Raw genomic sequence first — 20,695 nt, 5'->3', positions numbered from 1 at the left:
TTGAAACTTCGTATCTTCTTTTGCACTATTCTTTTTCTTTTGACCTCCTTGTCCCTGGGTAACTGTCGTTATCCCATAGCCAAACAAGATGTAATTGAATCCGATACTTTATTTTTAGAAACAGAAAACCCGAATGCAAAACCTTGTAACGAAGAAGGCATTCGTTTTACAAAGGCAGTACAATTGGATTCTGCTTCTGCAACTTGGGAAAGTTGTATACTTGCAAACCCAAACGAGGTTGTCGTTCACCTCAACCGCCTACGTTTTTATTATCTTTTAGATGAATACGAAACTCTCAAACAAAAGGTAACCAAGGAGTCACCTTCTCGAAGTTCGGTGACCTACCAATCTATTTTAAAAGAATTAGACCAAAGGCTTAGATACGAAGAAAAAGTGATCCTTCTCGATGCCCTTTCTCGAGTGAAAGGATGGGAACTTTACGCTTACGAGGAATTGGCTTATTATTATTTGCAAGTTGGGAATTTTCCTTATGCGGAAGGGTTTTTCAATCAAATTTTGGAAGCAGTTCCTTTTCACGAAAATGCTTTGTATGGCATGGCTGACATCCAAGTGCACAAAGGCAATTGGCATAGTTTATTAGATTATGCAAAATCACTCGAAATTTCTGCCAAAAAAAACAAGGAATTTCATTTTTACTTTCTAAAAGGCAATTATGAATTAGGTCGTTACGAATTAGCATTGAAATGGGCAGAATCTGCTTCTGCGAATGAAAAAACAGAAGTCCATTTTTTAGAACTATGGCGTGATACCTTACTGGTTTTAAAAGACTATCCTAAATGGGATCCATTACTTCCTTACTACCGTAAGGCGAAAGAAAAAGGATATTCGGTTCCTGAGTCAGTGTTTTTCCCAACTCTTTCCAAAGAAGGAAAGGATGTCAGAAAAGCGGTGCGATCAGGAAGAAGTTAAATTTAAGATTCCAATTTTTCTAACGAAACTTTTTGGATTTGTTTGCGTTGGTTTTTGGTTATTAAAAATAAAATTGTCATTCACTCTCTTGGCATAAGTTCCAAATTTTTTCTGCTTGTCTCAGCTTAAGGACGTTATGCGTCCGAATGAAAGGGATTTTGTTTTTTAATAAATGAAGTTCGCAGGCAAGGGTTGCAAATTCTCTTTCTTCGACAGGTAACTGACCCAATACATTTCCTAAAAATGACTTACGCGAGACACCCACCATCAGTTGTGGGAATTCTAATTTTAAAATTTCAATATCTTGCAGAACACGAAAGGATACCATCGGGTTTTCACTTAAGAAAAAGCCCATACCTGGATCGAAAAAAATAGCAGATTCTTCTATTCCATAGGAACACAAATCATTTCGTCGATCTCGAAAAAACATTTGGATTTTTTTGATTACTTTTTCTGGTGATAAATTTGAATTTACTTTCGCAATATTTCTGTTATGCGAATGCATGATGATGAATTTAAGGTCTGGGTATTTCTCCGCACATGTATGTAAAAATTCACGATCGCCTTCATACGTGAAACCCGTGATGTCATTCAAACAACGCACACCAGCTTCAATTGCTTTTTTCTGCACATTGGGTCGGAAACTATCCAAACTGATGCGAACTCCTTTGGGAACAAAGTAACGTATCACAGGTTCCACTCGGTTCCATTCTTCATCTTCCGTCACGAGGTTTGCTGCGATATTGGAAGATTGCCCTGAGACATCTAACCAGTCGGCCCCTTCTTGCAAAAGTTGGATTCCTTTGGCAATTGCATTCTCTGGGTCCAGATACTTACCTCCATCACTAAAGGAGTCGGTGGTGATGTTTAAGATTCCAAAGATTTCAGCCATGTTTTTAGAGGATTCCTCGAGATGCTTCCTCTTAAAGTCAAATTTTCCCTTGGCAGAAATTTCCGTTCGGCCGATACATAGGAGAGACGGCAGATGAAAAAAATCCTGATTTCCTTACTCCTTTCGGTGTTTCCACTCCTTGCCCAACCACTTCCCAAGGCAAAGGATGTTAGGTTTTATCCACCGCTCAACACCCAAAATGTGGAATACAATCCGATCATTTCACCTACGGGACGGTATTTGGTTTTCCAATCGAACCGACCTGGAGGAGAAGGGGGAATGGACATTTGGATTTCGGAAAACTTAAGTTTTCCTGACCGAATGAAATTGCCAGTTTGGTCAGCTCCTAAAAATTTTCGGGAACTGAATACGACCAATTTTGAAGGGATGTTTTCGATCTTATTTGATGAAGAAGAAAAACCGTATGAACTTTATTTCACATCCGTTCGGGACAAAACCCAAAAAGATTCTAAAAAAAACCGAGAAGGGTATGACGGTCTCAATCTCTATTATACAAAAATAAACCAAAGGACTGGGCTTTGGTCAGTGCCAGTTCATGTAAATGAAATCAATTCCAATTTTGAAGACAAAATGCCCGCAGTTTCGCCTGATGGATGTTCGGTTGTGTTTTCTTCTAACCGACCAGGTGGTCTCGGTGGTTTTGATTTATGGATTTCCAAACGCGAACCTATCACAAAAGATACAGAAAAAAGTCCCGATAAACCAAAAATCAAATGCCGGGATGGTATTTGGCAAAAACCGATTTCTCTTGGACCTGTGATCAACACAAGTGAAGACGAAATCAGTCCGAATTTTCATTGGGATGGACTCAGATTGTATTTTAGTTCCAACCGTGGTGATAAAAATCGAAAGTTTAGTTTTTATTACAGTGAATTCAATGAAGTGAACCAACAATTTGAAACTCCAAAATTATTAGGAAATCCTTTTAATACCAACCAACCGCTGTCAGGCGAATCTACTGGATTTCCGTTTGATACACCATCTGACTATTCCACGTATAGTTTGTGGGAAGAGAGTGACAACGAAGGGATTTCGGTTACCTTTGATGATCTTTGGTTTTACTTTGCATCCAACAGACCTGGTGGGGAAGGGCAGTTTGATATCTACCGAACCATGGTTCCCGAGGATTTGAGAAGAACGTATGATTTTATTTTCCGAGGTTTGGTTTTAGATGGATCGGAAGCCATCATGATTGGTTTGGATTCTACTTTAAAAATCTACGATGATACAAAACCAATCCAAGTGATCACATCCAAACGCATTGGTGGAGATCTTTCCATAGAAGATGCAGAGAACTTCCGAACCACAATCAAAACAGGAAAACTCTACCGAGTGGAAGTATCTTCTCCCGGTTTTCATCCGACAGAACTCTTACTTGACCTACGTGGCAATGTGGGAAAAGAAAAGGAACAGTATTCCCAAATCATTTTACAACCAATTCGACCCATAAAGGACAATCGTCCTGACAAAACGATTCAAGGTATTCGTTTTGTTGTAAAAGATAAAAAGACAGACCTTGTGATTCCGAATGCGATTTGTTTTTACTTTGATGATTTAACTAGGAAAGGAAAATCGTTAACATCCGTCGATGGTCATTTTGATTTGGAAGATACTCCTGTGATGGACTTTGAAATTCTTGCACGGGCCAAAGGATTCAAAGAAGAAACCTTTTTGTTTTCTAAAGAGAAAATTGTCGAGATGACAGGAAAAGAAACGGTTTTATATCTCAGAAATAGCAAAGACTTTGATGATTTGTACAATACAATTATTTATTTCCCGTTCAATGAACGAACATTGAGTGATGAAGATAAGAAAAAACTCGATCTTTTTGCAGACTTCCTCATCAAACATAAAAATGAAAAAGTTGAAATTGGTGGGCATACTGACAATATAGGGAATAAGGAATACAACATCAATCTGAGTGAAGATAGAGCTCTTTCTGTATACCAATACTTACGTCTGAAGGGTGTTCCCAAGGAACGAATGAAGGTACAAGCGTATCATTATTCACAACCGATTGCAGACAATGAAACAGAAGATGGACGTTCTCGCAATAGACGTGTGAATTTCAAGAAGATAGACTAATATGATCAATCGAGTCAAAATTCATTTCGACCAAGAACGCGAATATGTTCCTTTGGAAGCAGTACGTGTTTTGCCTGAGTTTTTCAAACAGATGATGGCTGGGAATGGATTGTTCCTTAAAGGTTATGATTCTGCCGTAAAGGTAAAGTTTAAGGGTGAACGTCCCGATGGAGCTCATATTTGGGAAATGGAAACGATGCCCGAACTCATCGAAACGATTTTTACAATCCAGGCAACTCCAAGTTTCCATGTCGAAATTGATTACGAACTCCAAAACCAAAAAGACAATTTGTTACTTGGAAAAGTAATAGATAAAAGACAAACCTACACCACTCGACAAGATCCAAGAAATGAAAAGGTCAGAGGGAATGTGGTTGCTTCCAATTTTCTCATTGCCAAAACCAATATCGATTTTTCTAAGTTAACTGGAGTTAGTTCGCAAGTAATTTTGTCTGATATCCAAAGGACAGTTATGCGAAACTATCCCCAATCCAAAGTGATCTTTTTATCAGCATCAATCCACAGTGATGAGATTGATTTGATGAAAGAACACAAAAAACCAATTTTTATTTTGGATACCGAAACTTTTGAGTCTTTTAATACTGATGAGGTTTTTGATCCAAAAAAAACCTTTGAAGAAGAGTTTTTGCTCGATGACAAAGTTTCAGAATACAAAAAGAAAAAAATTGGATCTTATATTTATTATCCTCTTTTCATTCAGATGAAGGAAATGCATTTTTTTGCATATCTTTCGCTCGAGACAGAACGCACAAGAATCCCTAGTGAAGTTTTGGATTTGTTTAAAGAGGTTGAACGTACGTTTCAAGAAAGAATTATGGATTCTAATACCCATATTCTTGATATCAAACAAAACGTTTTAAACGTTTCCCGAGGTGGAGTCGCCTTGGAAGTGAACGATATGGAAATTATCAAAGCACTAAAAGTGAAACCAACTTTTACCTTGGATATAAATTTTAAATTACAAGCTCCAATTCGGATGGCAGTGGAACTGCGCCATTTGGAGGAAGTAAATGATTTTTATCGTCTGGGAGGAAGGATCACAGGTGTGAGCGGTGATAAAAAAGCCAAAGAGATTTATCATAGTCTCATTGATTTTTTTAATTAAATCACTCGGTTCAATAGGAGCCATCATTGAAAGAACAAAAACTAACCACAGAAAACTATAAAGGCACTCGGGATTTTTATCCCGAAGACATGCGCCTTCGGAACTATTTATTTTCAGTTATGAAGGATGTCGTAAGGTCGTACGGATACGAAGAGTACGATGGACCAATGGTTGAGTCTTTAGATTTATATCGTGCCAAAACTGGCGAAGAAATTGTTGGAAAACAAATCTACAATTTCATTGATAAAGGGGATCGCGAAGTCGCAATTCGTCCTGAGATGACACCAACGGTTGCCCGTATGGTCGCAAAAAAACTCAGAGAATTACCAAGGCCGATTCGATGGTTTTCCATTCCAAACCTTTGGAGATACGAACAACCAGGCCATGGACGACTCAGAGAACACTGGCAACTCAATGTGGATATGTTTGGAGTCCAAAGCAGTCGTGCCGAATTAGAGATTTTATCTTTAGCTTGTGACATTCTTTTTGCGTTTGGTGCGCCGAGAAATAGTTTTAAGGTTACAATTTCTCATAGGTCACTTCTCGATGAATTTTTGTTAGATGGCCTTAAGGTAAGTCCTAACCAAGCTCATGAAGTTTCTAAAATTTTGGACAAAAAAAACAAAATCACACAAGACGAATACGTTGCTCTTGTTTCCAAGACCATTCCAAATGATCCAACTGCGGTTTCTAAAATTGATTTGTTTTTGAATGCATCAGTAGATTCACTCAAACAAATCCCTGGTATCAAAGAAGAAACATTAAGTACCATTACGGGATTGTTTGAAGACATCAAAACCATTGGACTTGGTGATATCATCCATTTTGATCCTTCTGTCGTCCGAGGTTTTGATTATTACACTGGATTTATTTTTGAAATCTTTGATACTTCCCCACAAAACAAACGTTCTCTTTACGGTGGAGGAAGGTATGATAATTTAATAGGTTTATTTTCGAATGAAGAGTTAACGGGGATTGGTTTTGGTTTGGGTGATGTTACCTTACAAAACTTTTTAACAGCACATAACTTATTGCCAAGTTTTGCCAATGATTCCACAGTTTATATTCCACTCTTAGATGACTCTTCGTTTGCCGAAAATCACAATTTCGCAAAAGAATTGCGTAAAGAAAAAATCAATGTCGAAGTATCACTCGTTTCTCAAAAAATGGGGAAACAACTTTCCTATGCAGAAAAAAAAGGATACCGATGGATTTTACTTCGAGGAGAAGATGAAATCAAATCTGGTTCCGTAACTTTAAAAGATATGGCAACTAGAAACCAATATACATTTAGTTTCTCAGAAGCACTTCAGAAGATCAAAGAAGAGCTTTCGAAATGAATTGGATTGGTACTTTTGATATTAAATTATCCACTTGGATTCAAAAACATTTACATCATAAACATTTAAGTTGGATTTTGTCACGAATCAATCGTGGAGAAATGTTCGCTTTGGTTTTGTTACCTTTGATGTTTTTGAGTGATTTATACAAACCAGTTTATCTGAGTTTGCCATTTGTTTTGGTTTTTACTTATCTGACTGACAGATTGGTTTTAGTTTTAAAGAAGTATTTTGCAAGAAAACGTCCCCTAGTAAGTGTTATGGGAAAAGTGGATTCTAATCCCGATATGAAACATTCCTTTCCTTCGGCTCACAGTGCCAATTCAATTGTTGTGGCTACTATTCTTGTTTTTGCATTTAAAGAAACACCATATTTCTTTTTCTTTAGTTTGTTTGCGGGTGTTGGAAGGTTAATCACCTTACATCATTTTGTTAGTGATATTGTGGGAGGATGGATGATTGGGTTTAGTATTGGGCTTGTCGCAGTTACAGTTCATTACTTCTTATGGCCAATCCTGGTAACGTTATGAAATATATTGGTTATTTATTATCTTTTATTATCGTTTATTTATTCTATTTTCCATTTAAGATTTTACCTTACCGTTGGTGTTTGACTTACGGAATGTTTTTAACGAACTTAATTTACAAGTTTGATAAAAAACATAGAAAGGTGGCTGCAGAGAATATTCGTTTTGCATTTCCAGATTATTCGGAAATTCAAATTTTGGATTTGGTCAAAGCTCATTACCGGCACTTGGGAATTTTACTTGCTCATACACTTTGGGCTCCTCGTATGACACGCGCTTGGTTAGATGAATACCTTGTTGTCGATGAAAACAGCCTTAAAATTGAAGAGGAAACCAAAAAACAAGGTGTGGGAGTGATCCTGATTTCTGGGCATTTTGGTACTTGGGAAATTTTGGTTCAATTTTTAGGAATTCGTATGAAGGGTGGAGGGATTTACAAAAAGGTAAGAAATCCTTTTGTTGATACTCTTCTAAAACGGATGCGTTCCAAAAATGGAGTCGTTTTAGTTCCTGTCCAAGAATCTACACAAGTCATCAAATTACTCAAACAAGGATATTGGATTGGTTTTGGGGCAGACCAAAACGCAGGTAAGGCGGGCATTTTTGTTCCTTTTATGAACAGGCAAGCCTCCACTTTTGTTGGGCCAGCCCTTATGGCTTACCTAACAGGCGCGAAGATGCTCTATTATTCTGTGTTAGCTGGTGAGAACGGAAAAGTGATCGTTCGAGTGAAAGACCTTGGGTTTGCGGATAAAAAATTATACCCAACAAAGGATGAAGTCATCCGTCATTATACGGAACTTTGGACGAAAACACTCGAAGAAGAAGTGAAGTTATTTCCCGAACAATACTTTTGGGTACATCGCAGATGGCGAACCCAACCACAACCGCAAGTGGATGTGAAATAAACGTAAAACTTTAGGGATTTAAATTGTAAAAAAGGCCAGAGTTGATCTGGCCTTTTTTGTTTTATCGTTACTCTCCTAGAAGAGCAAGTGTTGGTTTGTGGCGGATGGATCCATTTTCTGCAATCATACAAGCATTGATGATTTCATCTTCCAAGTTGATGTTGAACTGTTTTTCTTTGTTCACAAACAATTTGAGAAAGTTGACAATGTTTTTTGCATACATTTTACTTGCATCCATTGGTTGTGTACTTTGAAGGTTTGAGTTTCCAATGATGGTGATCCCTTTGTAAACAATGGTTTTGTCATTTTCTGTTAACTCACAGTTTCCACCATTCACAGCGGCAAGGTCAACAATCACAGAACCTTGTCTCATTTGATCCACCATCTCTTTTGTGATGAGAACTGGAGCTTTTCTTCCTGGAATGAGTGCTGTCGTAATGATAATGTCTGCTTTTTCAGCATACTTGGCAATGGCTTCTTTTTGGCGTCTTTGGTAGTCTTCTGATTGTTCTACCGCATAACCACCAGTATTCGATGCATCAGCTGCACCTTCTACTTCTACAAATTTTGCGCCAAGAGACATACACTGTTCTTTTACTTCAGGGCGTGTATCAAATACGTCAACAACAGCGCCTAATCTTCGTGAGGTTGCAATCGCTTGTAAACCAGCAACTCCTGCACCAAGAATTAAAACTCTAGCAGGTGTGATGGTTCCTGCAGCAGTTGTTAACATTGGAAAAAATCTGCTGTAATTGGAAGCGGCAAGTAAAACAGCTTTGTATCCAGAAACTGTTGCTTGGCTACTGAGAACATCCATTGATTGTGCACGAGTGATTCGTGGGATTGTATCCATTGAAAAGATTTTGAAAGAGGAGGAAGCTATTTCTTTTACTTTTTTAGGGAAGGCCAATGGGGAAAGAGTCGCAATGTATAGTTTATCTTTTCCAATTTTTTTGGCACTGGCTTCATCCAAAGCATGGATGGAAACTACGATGTCTGACCCAGATAAAATTGTCTCTCTTGATTCTACAGATGCACCAGCGTCTTTATAATCTTGGTCAGAGAAAAATGCATTATCCCCTGCTGTGGTTTCAATGGCTACAGTGAATCCTAACTTTTTCAGAGGATCAATCACATCTGGAGTGATCGCAACACGATTTTCAAACGATGGTTCTTTGATTACACCTATTTTCATTTTATACTCTTTTGCTAAAATATTCGATTGTTTTTTTAACACCTTCCACGAGTGGAACAGTGGTTGAATAATTCAATTTCTCTTTCGCCAAACTTAGGTTTGGTTTTCTGCGAGTTGGATCATCTTGTGGTAGTGGAAGGTAAATGATTTTTGATTTACTTCCCGTTTCTTTGATCACAAGTTCCGCTAATTCTTTTACGGTAAACTCGCCTTCGTTTCCTAAATTAACAGGTCCAACAAAATTTTCAACATTCATCATATTGATAATCCCATTGACTAGGTCATCAACATAACAAAAGGATCTTGTTTGACTTCCGTCACCATAAATGGTTATGTCTTCGCCACGTAATGCTTGTACGATAAAATTACTTACCACACGACCATCATCAGGAATCATTCTTGGTCCATAGGTATTAAAAATTCGAATCACTCGGATGTCGACACCATGTTGTCTATGGTAATCGAAACATAACGTTTCTGCGACACGTTTCCCTTCATCATAACAACTACGAATCCCGATGGTATTGACATTGCCCCAATACGATTCGGATTGAGGGTGTTCCAAAGGGTTTCCATATACTTCCGAAGTACTTGCTTGTAAAATCCTAGCTTTCACACGTTTTGCCAGTCCAAGCATATTCATCATCCCTAATACATTCGTTTTGGTTGTTTTGATTGGGTTACTTTGGTAATGAACGGGGGATGCAGGGCATGCCATATTATAAATTTGATCCACTTCTAATTTGATAGGATCGGTAATGTCATGACGGATGAGTTCAAAATTGGGATTCGAAAGAAGATGAGTTAGATTTTCCTTTCGTCCAGTGTGGAAATTGTCTAAGACAATGATTTTGTTTCCCTCATGCAGCAATCTTTCAGCCAAATGGGACCCGATGAAGCCGGCTCCACCAGTAATGAGAATTCTTTTTGCCATTGAGATTCTATATTTGTGAAGTCGGTGTCCTACGCAAATGAAAATTTGCGGTAAGGACTAACTTGGGTTGTCTTTCGAGGGAGGTTCTAAAAAGAAATTGGGTGGCAAAACGATCCCACTTTCCGGGTCAACTCCCCGTTTTTCGAGCCAGAGTTTTGCTTCTGGTGACAATTCACCAGGGAATCGTTCAAACTGTTCCACCGTCTCTTGGTGATCGTGGTGTTCCTCGTGGGAAAGGGAGGATCTGAGGGACATAAATATGATTCCAATGCTTAAGAGGGACCAAAGGGTTGCGATGAGATATCCTAAAATGAGGACAACGGTTGGGATTTCCTCATTTTGTAAATCCTCTGGTCCAAGTCCTGCCATCCAAAAGGCAAGAATGCCTGCATCCGTTTCTGTCAAGCGGTCAGCAAAATCAGACAAATCGTATAAGGAATATAAGGAAATACTCGTTCCTAAAAATACGAGGGAAAGGATCGATGAAGTCTCGCCTAACATTCCTAATACGAGAATTCCTACTCCCCAAAAAATTCCTGTAAAATAAGCTAAATCACCTAATTTGGAATACAAAACACTGACAGAAATTAAAAACAATCCGAACAAAATCATTGTTTGGCGAGCATGACGGCCTTGGAATCCTAAACGTAATAAAAACGCACCAACAAGGGAGGAACCAATGTAACCCGCAGATACAACTAAAATAAACGAGCCACGAAAGGATGCAGGGACCGCAATGGTTTCTCCCCCTTCGTTCCCATGTAAGGTGATCCCTTTTACAACTCCACCGCTAAAGAGGGCAGCTGTGGCATGGCAGATCTCATGGATGAGTACCACAAATTCTTTCAAATAAGAAGTGAATTGGTGATCCCAAAACGCCACTAAACTCAAAATGAGAGATAAAAAAATGACAAACTTAACCGGTTTTTCTGCCATCATCGGTTTAAGTATCGGCTAGTTTGGGCTAAAAGAAAGACCAATAAATGTAATATCATCAGATTGTTCGCGGTTGCCTCGGAACTGGGTCATCCGGACATCCAGGAGGGCAGGAAGTTCTTTAACCGATTTGTGTGCGTTGTAATGCAAAAAATCGATCAGTGTTTCTTCCCCAAAAATTTCATCTCGTTCGCTAAAGGCTTCCGTGATGCCATCGGAATACAAAAAGAGTTTTGTACCTGGTAATAATTTGAGTTCTTGGACATGGTAATCTGTTTCTAAAATTCCCAGTACCCTCTGTGTTTTGGAATGTAATTTGATTTGGCCATCGGTGCGCATTTCAATTAAAGAAAGATGACCTGCATTTACATATTTAAATACGTTCTCTGTGGAATCAAAAATCCCACCGAGTAAGGTCATAAATTCGTTTCCTTTGTATCTTGCTCGAAAGAAGGAATTGATTTCACGAAATAAACCTTCTAGTGATGTACCATTGCGGAGTTGTTCTCTTACGATTCCCTTAATAGCACTCACTAAAAATCCAGTACCAAGTCCATGTCCCGCAACGTCACCTAAGAGTACGATCATTTTTGTATTGGAGATTGGTATGATATCTAAATAATCTCCTGAAATTCCAACAGCAGGTTTGGATATATAACCATAATCAATGCCTTTGATTTCGCTTGGTAAAATCAACCTGAGTGTATTGTCAACGATGGATGCTGTTTGGATATCCCGAACAATTTTACGTTTTTGAATTTCGTCTTCTAACAAACTATAGTTTTCCAGTAACATTCCGGAAATTTTAACTACTTCGTTGATAAACTTTAGTTCTCCAATGGAAAAATATTTTTTATCCAATTTTTCACCGATGAGTATCATCGCTTGGATATTTTTTTTGTTAGAGGAGGAATCGTAAGCAGGGAATGCTAATTGGATGTGTAATCCTTTTAAAAAATTATAAAGTGTTTCTCTTAAACCAATTCCGTATTCTAAATGGGAAGTCACTGTGACTCGATCCGTACTTTTGAAATAATTCCAAATTTCGGACTGAGGCGAAATTCTCATAAAATTGATATTACGTAAGTCTGTATTAGCAAATTGATCCCCAGGGATTAATATGATTAAGTTCGAAACATTCACCGTATCTTTGACAGTATTGTTGATCGTGAGAATGGTTTTTCTCATGGAGAGGGGAGAAGACAATAGCGCTGTGATTTTGTTGATTCCCGCACTGAGTTTTGGATTTTTTTCAAAAAACCAATAATCAAATAATTCCTTTACCTTTAATTTGAGAGGGATCAAATACGCAGTGACTAAAAACAAAAAGATAAAATTAAACACCCATCGATCTTTCAGGTAACGGATTGGTAATATATAATCTAAAATAAAAATGGAACCGATGTATGTTCCTAAAATGATTCCAACTAAAATTAATGTAACAAGACTGGGGGTGAAGATCACAAAGGAAGGAACAAAGGTATAACGGTAAGTTCCATAAAAAAAACTTAATATAAACAGCAAATAGGTGGTAATAAATAATGATCTATGGACGTAAAACCAAGGATACCCATCAAAAAACAAAATACTAGTAGGGAGGGCCACATAAAGTAAAATTGAAATGATGAGTACCAATCGTTTTAAGAGAGATTCATCTTGTGGTTTAGAACGAAGCAGTTCAAATACATTGGCTATGATATTAATCAATCCAAATAAAACAGTGATAGCGTGTGCAATGATCGCAATCCTTTCGATCAAAACCATATCGTAACGTTCTTGCGAGGCAATCATTGCCATAATGAATGAGATGAGTATTTGTGGTAATAGCCACTTCGAATTGATTTCTTTCCCACGAAGGCGATAGATCAGGTGGTATTGGAGAAAACTTCCCAGATACAAAGTTAGGATGAATAAAAAAATCGAATTTTTGAATGCTAATACAAATACATTGGATAGGATAATCAGTCCAAAATTAAAGAAAAATCCAAAAATTAAGGCATCTCGAGTAGAGTAATAAAAATAAACTGCTATCGCTAAACTGAAAAAAGCTAAAAACAAATCGGAAAAAAATACTCCCAAAACATCTGTTTTGCGAACATCTTTTAGCTGAAACTCCTCTTCGTAAACTTTTCCATCTGAATTTCGAATCTTCAATCGATACGAGTCTAGGTTCGTAAGATCCTGAATGGATTCAAATGTTTCCAATTCGGATGTTACGATTGAGTTTCCCCAATGACTTCGATTTTCTTCCCCAATATTTACGATAAGACCAGATGGATAATAATAAAAAGGAAGTCGTTTGGAACTATTTTGGACTCCTAAAAAGGAAAAAAATAGAAGTAAAAAAAATAGTAATGAGGAGAGGATTGTGATCGCAAGTTCTCTCATTTTAGTTCTGACTCGATAAAATTAAATTTGAGAACAGGTTCACCTCTTTGTTGGATAATGATGGGACCTTTGTCCATACTGATCATATTTTTCCAACCCATACTTGCGACCACTTCTTCTGTATTCCGTAAGATTTTAAATTGTTTGCCTTCTTGGATGATGTACAACTCGGAATAACCAATTTTTCCAATGATCATTTCATAGTTTTCTTTCCAATCTAACTTTTGAAAGGTGGTTTGTATTAGCGATTTAATATCAGAAAATCCTTTGAGAAGTTTTAATCTAGATTGTGAATACACAACTCCTAATATATAGGAAAGAATGATACCGATGTGTTGATAAGATTTTCCAGCATTTAAAATGACAAAAAACCAACTTCCATCTTCTACTTGGAAAAATTCGATTAAGTTACGATTGGTTCGTTTGAAAGGAGTGATTTCCCAACCAAGTAGTTTCGGAACTGTGCCTGTTTCCAATAAATTTTGTACGCGAACAGCATATTCCGCTTCTTTTTGGTATTTTTTGTTTTCGGAGATATGGTAAGAAAGGATATGATTGTGAATGGTTAACGCGGACTGACCAGCTAACAAAGACAAACTGTGAATCACATCAGAGTTTGGGATATTGGATACAGCAATAAAACCAAATAATTTTTCGCGAAAAATAAACGGATAAATATAATTCGCGTGAAGTTCCATAAAGTCATTGTTGATGTTTTCATTGGCGAAGGTACTCGCAACGGAAGCTCCGTTTCGGTTAGCTAGCAAAAACGATTGGAAACTTGTTTTTACCACAATGTCTTTGGTTGGACTTAGTTTTTTTTGTCTTCCGCGAAAGTAAGAGTGAAAGGCAAAGGTTCCGTTTTGAGTGAGAACAGCCATCGTACCCGATTGGCTTCCCGTGATTTTCACCATATCGGGAAACACATTTTTGATTAAAGCATCAAAATTGAATCGTTTGATCGCTTGACGGTAGGATTCCGCATCTTCCGTTAGATATTCTGATAAAAACTTTGTCCGTATGAGTCTTGTTAATCGTTCAATCAGTGGTAGGTATAAAATCAGAGAAAAAGCACAGGTAAGTAAAAGTGCTAGTTCGAGTCTGTAGGACATGGACTCAGGAATTTGGAATAAAATGATAAAATAAGAGATATAAACAAATAAAATAAAAACAGTACGAGTAAATATATTGGTTACCGAGAGTTTTAATTGGTAACTCGACGGTAAAAAGAATTTAAACGTATTTTTTACTTTATTCGAAATCATGTCGTGTAGTAGGCGTTTTCCTGAATATATCCTTCTGTAAAATCACAACTCCAAAATGTTTTTTGAAATGAACCTGTATTTAATTCTACGTTAATCAAAATTTCTTCATTGGATTTTAAATATTCGGCTAACTTCGATTTAGTTTCGTTGTCTGCTCCTTTTACGGAAATTCCACCTAATTGGATTACTAAGTTTTCATAGGGAATTGGTTCATCGAAAACTTTACCAATTGCCATAATGAATCTTCCCCAATTCGGATCTCCTCCATAAATAGCTGTTTTGACAAGAGGGGAATTGAGAATGGATTTTCCAATTTTTGTGACTTGGAGGTCGTCTCTTCCTTGTTTTACGGTGAGTTCGATTAATTTACTAGCACCTTCTCCGTCTCTTGCAATTTTTTTAGAAAGAGTAGTTGCGATTTCTAGTAAATTGGAAGTAAAGATGGCATCGGGAATGGTACCCAATTTTCCAGAACACATCAAAACCACTGTATCACTCGTGGAAGTATCTGAATCAATGGTGATACAATTGTAAGTCTGGTCGACTACTCGTTTTAGAATTCCTTTTAGATCTTTCGACTCTGGTAAATAATCACAAAGTATATAAGATAACATTGTCGCCATGTTTGGTTCAATCATCCCAGCACCTTTGGCGATACCAACCATCACACCTTCCTTTCCTTCGTGAGTGATCGTGCGGTAGGAAATTTTTTTTGTGGTATCGGTTGTCATAATGGCTTCGGCCACTTCTTCCAAGTTCCCTGGTTGTAAGTTTTCTTTGGCAGTTGCACAGGCGGTTAGAATTTTTTCAATAGGAAGGGGAACACCAATCACACCTGTGGATGAGGGTAAAATATCTTCTTTGGCAATCCCCAATGATTTTGCTAAGGTTTCACAGATTTGGTAGGAGTCTTGGATTCCTTTTTCACCCGTTGCCACATTGGAATTTTTGGAATTGATGACGATGGCTTGTAAGTATCCATCTTTTATATGATCTTTTCCAACATAGATAGGAGCTCCTGGAAAATTATTCCGAGTGAACACGGCCGCTGCATGGCAACGCACTTCGGAATAAATCACTGCAAAATCTAAACTTGTATCTTTGATACCAATGTTTTTGCCAAAGGAGTAAAATCCCAAAGGATACTTCATAATCACCTACCGGATACCAATATTTTATCCGGGGACTTCTCTTACGAGAATCTATTTTTTAGGAAAAACAAAGGAGAAAATGGATCCACCTTTTGGGTTTGGAGACACGGAAACTTCACCGGAATGCAGTCTGGCAATGTGTTTTACGATGGAAAGGCCAAGACCCGTTCCTCCCTCTTTTCTGGAACGATTGGTATCTACGCGGAAAAACCGTTCAAAAATTCGTTCAGCATCCTCGGCTGAAATGCCAATTCCGCTATCGATGACTTGTATTTGATTGTTTTCCTCTGTGGAACTTGCTTTGACGATTACGTTTGCACCTTCGGGACTATAAGCGGAAGCATTGGATATCAAATTCACTAACAAATCTTCAAGTAGGAGTCGATCCGCTTTGACTTTCAAATCAGAAGGAATGTCCAAAACTAGATTTTGTTTTTTTTGTGAATAAATCACTCCCAGAGATTCTGAAACATTTTTCACAAGATCCAAAAGAGAGACATCCGTTAGATTTAAAATCGTTTTGTGACTTTCCAATCGGGAAACAGTTAACATGTCTTCTACAATGCGAATCAGTCGTTCCGTATTGCGAAGGATGGCATCCAAAAATTTTCGCTCGTTTGAATCGGGAGATAATTTTAATTTATATTCGAGTGTTTCCGCATAACCTTTGATAGATGTAATTGGGGTTTTTAATTCATGGGAAGCATTTTGGAAAAATTGTTCCCGAATCATTTGGTTTTGCCGGTCTTCCGTAATGTCTGAAATCACTCCAATGTAGAGTTGAACCATGGCGTCTGATTTAATTGGATAAATACGTGCAGTATAAAAATGAAGTCCGTCTTGAAATTCGGTTTTTCCTTCTTTTCCTGATTTGATTTTGTCTGATATAAAACTGAATAGTTCTTTGTTTTTGATAGAAGGTGCAAAATCTTTAAATTGGGAATTTTGTTCGATTAAAGTGTCTGAAATATTTCGATTTAGAAATAAAAATTTATGATTTCGATCGATTGCGAAAACACCTTCTTTTAAATTCTGTAGTAAATAATTAAATTTTTCTTTTTCGACAGTGAGATCCAAAAATTGAACTTTGAGTCGTTTTGCCATTTCATTGATGGAGGCTGTTAGTGTTGCCAACTCACGAATGTCAGGCGAAGATAATTCTACACCAAAATCACCTGCATTAATTTCTTTGGTTTTTTTCTCAACTGTGGCAAGTGGGTCTGTGATCCGCATAGCGATGTTTGTGGAAATGTAAAATGTTCCAAAAATAGATATGAGAACAAATCCAAATAGGATGAGTGGCCTAACAGCAGGCACAACTAAGTCATAGATGTAAAATACACCTAAGGCAAGGGTCAGTAAAACAAGTAACAGACCCCAGTTGAGTAGAAGTAGTGTGGAAAAAAAACTACGCATCTCGGAATCGATAACCGACTCCGCGGATCGTTTCGAGTCGTTCTTTTTCTGAGAGCAATTTGTCCCTTAGGCGTTTGATATTGACATCCACTGTGCGATCGGTAACAAAAACATCTTTGCCCCAAATCCTATCCAATAGTTTGTCTCTTGAAAAAGCAACTCCAGGGTTTCCAGCAAACAGTTGTAATAACTTAAACTCAATTAAAGTTAAATCAATTTCTGTGCCTTCCACAAACACTTTGTGAGCAGTAGGATTGATTTGGATTTTTCCCGTGGTAATTGTACCTTGTACTTCTTGGTTAGGGTCTGTAGTTCTACGTGTAACGGTTCGCACACGTGCCACAAGTTCTCTAATGTTAAATGGTTTTCGGATATAATCATCCGCACCTAACTCAAGGCCAAGGACCACATCTGTTTCACCTGTTTTGGCAGTGACCATTAAGATAGGAATTTGTGGGTATTTTTCTTTGATTCGTTTGCAAAGATCCATTCCACCAATGCCAGGTAACATCAAATCTAAGATAATTCCATCAGGTAGATTTTTTTCTAAACGAGGGAGAACTTCCATTCCATTATGGCAAACTTCTGTTTGGAACCCTTCTTCTTCCAAATGGAATTGGATGAGTCCCGCAATGTCTTCTTCGTCATCAACTATCAATATTTTCATGAATTTATTTCAAAGTAACATGTGTTTGTTACAAAAAGAATACAAACTCGTGACAAAAAATCGATTCCTTTTTAATGTCCAAGCATCTGGTTGATGTCTCGGATCGCCTTTCGTTGGCGGAGTAAAATCAACCCCAAAAAACCAGTGAACAAAATAAAGGCAAGAACATACACCCAAAGTAAGGATTTGAGTCTTGCTTGTTCTTTTTCAATGGCTTGGATTTCTTCCAGGTGAGAGATGAGAAAATAAAAATGATCGGCCTTTGGATAAGATTTTTTCATCTCAGTCCGAAGTTCGGAAACGAGGACTTTTGAGTCTTCTTTGGATAAGGATTCAACCAATCGAATGGATTTGTCTAAATCCATTTTTAGGAATTCTTCTGCGGAAGGAAGTGCCTCAGCAGAAATGGATGAAACAAAAAGAAATATAAGAGAAACGAATAAACCTTTCACAAAAATCAAACCTCTTCAAATCCAAGTTTCTCTTTCCATGCATTCAGAAAAGGAATTCTTGTGTTGAGGAGTAAAAAGCCAAGCACGAGTGAATAAAAACAAAAAAACAAACTAGAACTGATGAGAAGTGGTAACAAATACACGGAGTTTTCATCCTGTTTGATAGAAAACAACATGGTTCCAAAAGGAATGAGTAATAATAAAAACGAAACGAATACGGAGGAAAACAAAAACTTAAGTGGTAAAATTTGTCCCAGAACCCGAAACCGAATGATGGATGGTGCATCCGAATGTTTTAAAAAAGGATCCACTTCCGAAAAGAGATTAGTTTCTGGTTTGGGTTTATCCTTCGATTTCATGTGACCACCATTTCCTTAATAGGTCTTTTCCTCTGGAGATGTGACTTTTGATGGTATTCAGTTTGATATTGAGATCGTTTGCAATTTCCTTTAAAGGTTTGTTTTCAAAATAATGCAATCGTATTGGCAATTGGTATGATTTTGGAAGTTTTGCAATGAGGGAATGTAAGGTGAGATGAGTTTCTTCTTTGTCTAACATTTCCACAACGGATGGATTGGATTGATCCGGAACGGTTGTGACATCTTCTGACCAATCGGTGAGGAGATGTGTTTTCTTTTTGTTAACTTTTGTTAAGCGAAACTTTGCAATTTGAAATAACCAAGTAGAGAATTGGGCTTCCCCGCGAAATTGACTTAGGGATTCGTAGGCTTTGAGAAAAATTTCTTGTGTAAAATCTTCCGCTTCTTCTTCCGAAAGGAAGGCTCTGCGGGCTTGAGAATATAGCATTCCTTGGTACCGTTTCATCAGTACTTCAAATTGAGACACATCTCCACGTAAGACAAGTTGGATGGAATTCCAGTCTTCGTCGTTACATTTCCGTTTGGTCTCTGTTACCGGCTCAGTTTGTAAAAGGTCAAGAGACCGAGTCCAATTGCGAATGGGATTAACCCTCCTAACATCGCCATAGAACGACCTAAGACGAGTATAAATACAAACGATAAGGCAAATCCAGTGAATGTCAACAAAAGACCTAGGAAAAATGAATACAATCTGATGTCAAAACTCCATGGTTTGTATTGCCCTGTTTGGATGAGTGCCATTTTCTGTTTATGCCACCACTGAAACAAAAAAAACAAAAATGTGGTTCCGAAGATAATCCCAATGTGGGGAACTAAATACAAAGCCAATCGATATGGATCCGATCCTCCTTGGTTTTGGATCTCTGTTAAAAGTGTGATAATCGTTTCATACTGCTCAGGTGTCATGAAACAGCTTCTCCAATTAAATTTGATGCATAGGTACTTAGGAGAGACATACCTTCTGATTTGTCACATTGGAAAATTTGTAAACCAATGTTTGTGGTATCATTTTCTCCTTTTTTTAGACTCCGTAAACTTCCAAAAAATGTATATGGCGAAGAATTGATTTTTAACTGAAAGGAAACGGGAGAGCCAATTGGCCTTCCATCAATATTGGTTCCTTTGGGAAGGTTGATACCAATTCCACGACCATCTTGGCTAATGTCTCTAACAGGTGTTGTGCGAATAATAGTCTCCCAATCTTTTGCATACGCAAATTCTAATTGGAATACAAATTCTTCAGCCTTTTGGTCTAAAAAGGATAACAAAGGACCAATTCCCTCTGGGCCTTCGATATTGGATTGTAGGGTGGGATTTCCCAAGTCAGGTAAATTGCTGATGATTTCAAAATACCCAAGTAAAACTTTTCCATTGGCAAAAAACGGAAAAATTAAAGTGGATTTTGTATTGTTCAATAGTAAGGAATCTAAATAGGATCGAACGTACATCTCACTTAGTTTTTTGGGGCTGTAAAATCCTCTGTCAGTATAAAAAATTCTGCGATTCGCATCACGGACGTAATATGGTGCTTTGGAAGTGGCAAGGGCTTCCATGAGTTGTGTGTCCGCAGCGTAATAAAAACCAATTTGCACCTTTTTGATGAAGTAACCAAAATTTGTCAAAACCTGCTCTAAGTGGACTTGCCATTGGTTGAGTGCTTGGTTGATGATCGAAGTTTTTCCATAGATAGAGATGACCGTACCTAAATCAGCGGTTTGTGCCATCTTGAGTTCGTATGCCGCGATGTCTTCGATTGCCGCTCGTTTGGCGGAACGCTCCAAGGGTTCGATTAAAATCTCATACACTTGGAGTAAATCATCTTGGTAGGGATTCACTGGTTTGACCCGGAGTTCCACTCGGTTTTCTTTTAGGACACAAACCAGGGATTTCGGTTTGGAAACCAAAGGTTCTGTGGTTTCAATGGTGATATGGACTGACTTTAAGATATCGTTGACGGCAACGGGATTTGTGAGTGTGATCTTTTGATTGGTGTCCCTATCTTGTAGGACGGTGTTCGTGAGTTTGGAAACGATCCCTAAAAGTGTCCGTTGGTCAGTCAGTCTGTATTTTTTCATGGTCTAA

The 20,695-nt window shown here is 37.8% G+C and carries 20 protein-coding genes; 6 read left to right on the top strand and 14 right to left on the bottom strand.

Features of this window, described 5'->3' with window-relative positions:
• Positions 1–930, top strand: coding sequence for a tetratricopeptide repeat protein (locus EHQ59_RS12140; protein WP_135619901.1), 930 nt, complete (start codon positions 1–3; stop codon positions 928–930).
• Between the two features lie 76 nt (positions 931–1,006).
• Here EHQ59_RS12140 and folP read toward each other — a convergent pair whose 3' ends face one another.
• A complete protein-coding gene (folP, locus tag EHQ59_RS12135) occupies positions 1,007–1,822 on the bottom strand; it encodes a dihydropteroate synthase (RefSeq protein ID WP_135619900.1) in 816 nt (271 codons plus the stop codon).
• Between the two features lie 93 nt (positions 1,823–1,915).
• On the opposite strand from folP, the gene EHQ59_RS12130 reads away from it, so the two are divergent.
• The 5 genes from EHQ59_RS12130 to EHQ59_RS12110 are packed head-to-tail and all read left to right on the top strand — an operon-like array spanning position 1,916 to position 7,829.
• Positions 1,916–3,928 (top strand): OmpA family protein, encoded by a 2,013-nt coding sequence (locus EHQ59_RS12130; RefSeq protein WP_135619899.1) that lies wholly within the window; start codon positions 1,916–1,918, stop codon positions 3,926–3,928.
• 1 nt (position 3,929) lies between these two features.
• Positions 3,930–5,054, top strand: coding sequence for a DUF1577 domain-containing protein (locus tag EHQ59_RS12125; RefSeq protein ID WP_135619898.1), 1,125 nt, complete (start codon positions 3,930–3,932; stop codon positions 5,052–5,054).
• 26 nt (positions 5,055–5,080) lie between these two features.
• Entirely contained in the window at positions 5,081–6,394 is a 1,314-nt protein-coding gene (gene hisS / locus EHQ59_RS12120) for a histidine--tRNA ligase (RefSeq protein WP_135619897.1), read from the top strand.
• Positions 6,391–6,924, top strand: a complete 534-nt coding sequence (locus EHQ59_RS12115) for a phosphatase PAP2 family protein (RefSeq protein ID WP_135619896.1) — start codon at positions 6,391–6,393, stop codon at positions 6,922–6,924. The genes hisS and EHQ59_RS12115 overlap by 4 nt, the downstream gene beginning before the upstream one ends.
• On the top strand, positions 6,921–7,829 hold the full coding sequence (locus EHQ59_RS12110) for a lysophospholipid acyltransferase family protein (RefSeq protein WP_135619895.1): 909 nt from the start codon (positions 6,921–6,923) through the stop codon (positions 7,827–7,829). The genes EHQ59_RS12115 and EHQ59_RS12110 overlap by 4 nt, the downstream gene beginning before the upstream one ends.
• A 67-nt stretch (positions 7,830–7,896) precedes the next feature.
• Here EHQ59_RS12110 and EHQ59_RS12105 read toward each other — a convergent pair whose 3' ends face one another.
• From EHQ59_RS12105 to EHQ59_RS12045, 13 genes are all read right to left on the bottom strand, one after another.
• Positions 7,897–9,024: a Re/Si-specific NAD(P)(+) transhydrogenase subunit alpha gene (locus EHQ59_RS12105; RefSeq protein WP_135619894.1), complete on the bottom strand. Its 1,128-nt coding sequence runs from the start codon at positions 9,022–9,024 to the stop codon at positions 7,897–7,899.
• Position 9,025: 1 nt separating this feature from the next.
• Positions 9,026–9,958 carry a UDP-glucuronic acid decarboxylase family protein gene (locus tag EHQ59_RS12100; RefSeq protein WP_135619893.1) on the bottom strand — a complete coding sequence of 311 codons (933 nt, stop codon included), beginning with the start codon at positions 9,956–9,958 and terminating at the stop codon, positions 9,026–9,028.
• Between the two features lie 57 nt (positions 9,959–10,015).
• Complete coding sequence (locus EHQ59_RS12095) at positions 10,016–10,897, bottom strand: M50 family metallopeptidase (RefSeq protein WP_135619892.1); 882 nt, start codon at positions 10,895–10,897, stop codon at positions 10,016–10,018.
• Between the two features lie 15 nt (positions 10,898–10,912).
• Positions 10,913–13,282 (bottom strand): PP2C family protein-serine/threonine phosphatase, encoded by a 2,370-nt coding sequence (locus EHQ59_RS12090; RefSeq protein WP_135619891.1) that lies wholly within the window; start codon positions 13,280–13,282, stop codon positions 10,913–10,915.
• Positions 13,279–14,547 carry a hypothetical protein gene (locus EHQ59_RS12085; RefSeq protein ID WP_135619890.1) on the bottom strand — a complete coding sequence of 423 codons (1,269 nt, stop codon included), beginning with the start codon at positions 14,545–14,547 and terminating at the stop codon, positions 13,279–13,281. The genes EHQ59_RS12090 and EHQ59_RS12085 overlap by 4 nt, the downstream gene beginning before the upstream one ends.
• A complete protein-coding gene (gene argJ / locus EHQ59_RS12080) occupies positions 14,544–15,698 on the bottom strand; it encodes a bifunctional glutamate N-acetyltransferase/amino-acid acetyltransferase ArgJ (protein WP_135619889.1) in 1,155 nt (384 codons plus the stop codon). The genes EHQ59_RS12085 and argJ overlap by 4 nt, the downstream gene beginning before the upstream one ends.
• A 51-nt stretch (positions 15,699–15,749) precedes the next feature.
• Positions 15,750–17,114, bottom strand: a complete 1,365-nt coding sequence (locus EHQ59_RS12075) for a HAMP domain-containing sensor histidine kinase (protein WP_135619888.1) — start codon at positions 17,112–17,114, stop codon at positions 15,750–15,752.
• On the bottom strand, positions 17,107–17,781 hold the full coding sequence (locus EHQ59_RS12070; protein WP_015676633.1) for a response regulator: 675 nt from the start codon (positions 17,779–17,781) through the stop codon (positions 17,107–17,109). Before EHQ59_RS12070 ends, EHQ59_RS12075 begins: the two co-directional genes overlap by 8 nt.
• Positions 17,782–17,852: 71 nt before the next feature.
• Positions 17,853–18,233, bottom strand: coding sequence for a hypothetical protein (locus EHQ59_RS12065; RefSeq protein WP_135619887.1), 381 nt, complete (start codon positions 18,231–18,233; stop codon positions 17,853–17,855).
• A gap of 5 nt (positions 18,234–18,238) precedes the next feature.
• Positions 18,239–18,592 (bottom strand): hypothetical protein, encoded by a 354-nt coding sequence (locus tag EHQ59_RS12060; protein WP_135619886.1) that lies wholly within the window; start codon positions 18,590–18,592, stop codon positions 18,239–18,241.
• Positions 18,576–19,058, bottom strand: a complete 483-nt coding sequence (locus tag EHQ59_RS12055) for an RNA polymerase sigma factor (RefSeq protein WP_135620025.1) — start codon at positions 19,056–19,058, stop codon at positions 18,576–18,578. The genes EHQ59_RS12060 and EHQ59_RS12055 overlap by 17 nt, the downstream gene beginning before the upstream one ends.
• Before the next feature lie 86 nt (positions 19,059–19,144).
• The gene (locus EHQ59_RS12050; protein WP_135619885.1) at positions 19,145–19,519 is read right to left on the bottom strand and encodes a hypothetical protein; all 375 of its coding nucleotides are present in this window, start codon (positions 19,517–19,519) and stop codon (positions 19,145–19,147) included.
• On the bottom strand, positions 19,516–20,688 hold the full coding sequence (locus EHQ59_RS12045) for a hypothetical protein (RefSeq protein ID WP_135619884.1): 1,173 nt from the start codon (positions 20,686–20,688) through the stop codon (positions 19,516–19,518). The genes EHQ59_RS12050 and EHQ59_RS12045 overlap by 4 nt, the downstream gene beginning before the upstream one ends.
• Positions 20,689–20,695: the final 7 nt, after the last annotated feature.

The sequence above is a fragment of the Leptospira kemamanensis genome, from assembly GCF_004769665.1.
GTDB classification, from domain to species: domain Bacteria; phylum Spirochaetota; class Leptospiria; order Leptospirales; family Leptospiraceae; genus Leptospira_A; species Leptospira_A kemamanensis.
Note: the sequence above shows the minus strand (reverse complement) of the source record. Positions and strands in the feature narration are given on the sequence as shown.

What these genes read in the sequence shown, in the direction of transcription:
- folP (WP_135619900.1), bottom strand. Translation starts at nt 1,822, where the DNA reads ATGGCTGAAATCTTTGGAATCTTAAACATCACCACCGACTCCTTTAGT.
- EHQ59_RS12130 (WP_135619899.1), top strand. Translation starts at nt 1,916, where the DNA reads ATGAAAAAAATCCTGATTTCCTTACTCCTTTCGGTGTTTCCACTCCTT.
- EHQ59_RS12125 (WP_135619898.1), top strand. Translation starts at nt 3,930, where the DNA reads ATGATCAATCGAGTCAAAATTCATTTCGACCAAGAACGCGAATATGTT.
- EHQ59_RS12115 (WP_135619896.1), top strand. Translation starts at nt 6,391, where the DNA reads ATGAATTGGATTGGTACTTTTGATATTAAATTATCCACTTGGATTCAA.
- EHQ59_RS12110 (WP_135619895.1), top strand. Translation starts at nt 6,921, where the DNA reads ATGAAATATATTGGTTATTTATTATCTTTTATTATCGTTTATTTATTC.
- EHQ59_RS12105 (WP_135619894.1), bottom strand. Translation starts at nt 9,024, where the DNA reads ATGAAAATAGGTGTAATCAAAGAACCATCGTTTGAAAATCGTGTTGCG.
- EHQ59_RS12100 (WP_135619893.1), bottom strand. Translation starts at nt 9,958, where the DNA reads ATGGCAAAAAGAATTCTCATTACTGGTGGAGCCGGCTTCATCGGGTCC.
- EHQ59_RS12095 (WP_135619892.1), bottom strand. Translation starts at nt 10,897, where the DNA reads ATGATGGCAGAAAAACCGGTTAAGTTTGTCATTTTTTTATCTCTCATT.
- EHQ59_RS12090 (WP_135619891.1), bottom strand. Translation starts at nt 13,282, where the DNA reads ATGAGAGAACTTGCGATCACAATCCTCTCCTCATTACTATTTTTTTTA.
- EHQ59_RS12085 (WP_135619890.1), bottom strand. Translation starts at nt 14,547, where the DNA reads ATGATTTCGAATAAAGTAAAAAATACGTTTAAATTCTTTTTACCGTCG.
- argJ (WP_135619889.1), bottom strand. Translation starts at nt 15,698, where the DNA reads ATGAAGTATCCTTTGGGATTTTACTCCTTTGGCAAAAACATTGGTATC.
- EHQ59_RS12075 (WP_135619888.1), bottom strand. Translation starts at nt 17,114, where the DNA reads ATGCGTAGTTTTTTTTCCACACTACTTCTACTCAACTGGGGTCTGTTA.
- EHQ59_RS12070 (WP_015676633.1), bottom strand. Translation starts at nt 17,781, where the DNA reads ATGAAAATATTGATAGTTGATGACGAAGAAGACATTGCGGGACTCATC.
- EHQ59_RS12060 (WP_135619886.1), bottom strand. Translation starts at nt 18,592, where the DNA reads ATGAAATCGAAGGATAAACCCAAACCAGAAACTAATCTCTTTTCGGAA.
- EHQ59_RS12055 (WP_135620025.1), bottom strand. Translation starts at nt 19,058, where the DNA reads ATGAAACGGTACCAAGGAATGCTATATTCTCAAGCCCGCAGAGCCTTC.
- EHQ59_RS12050 (WP_135619885.1), bottom strand. Translation starts at nt 19,519, where the DNA reads ATGACACCTGAGCAGTATGAAACGATTATCACACTTTTAACAGAGATC.
- EHQ59_RS12045 (WP_135619884.1), bottom strand. Translation starts at nt 20,688, where the DNA reads ATGAAAAAATACAGACTGACTGACCAACGGACACTTTTAGGGATCGTT.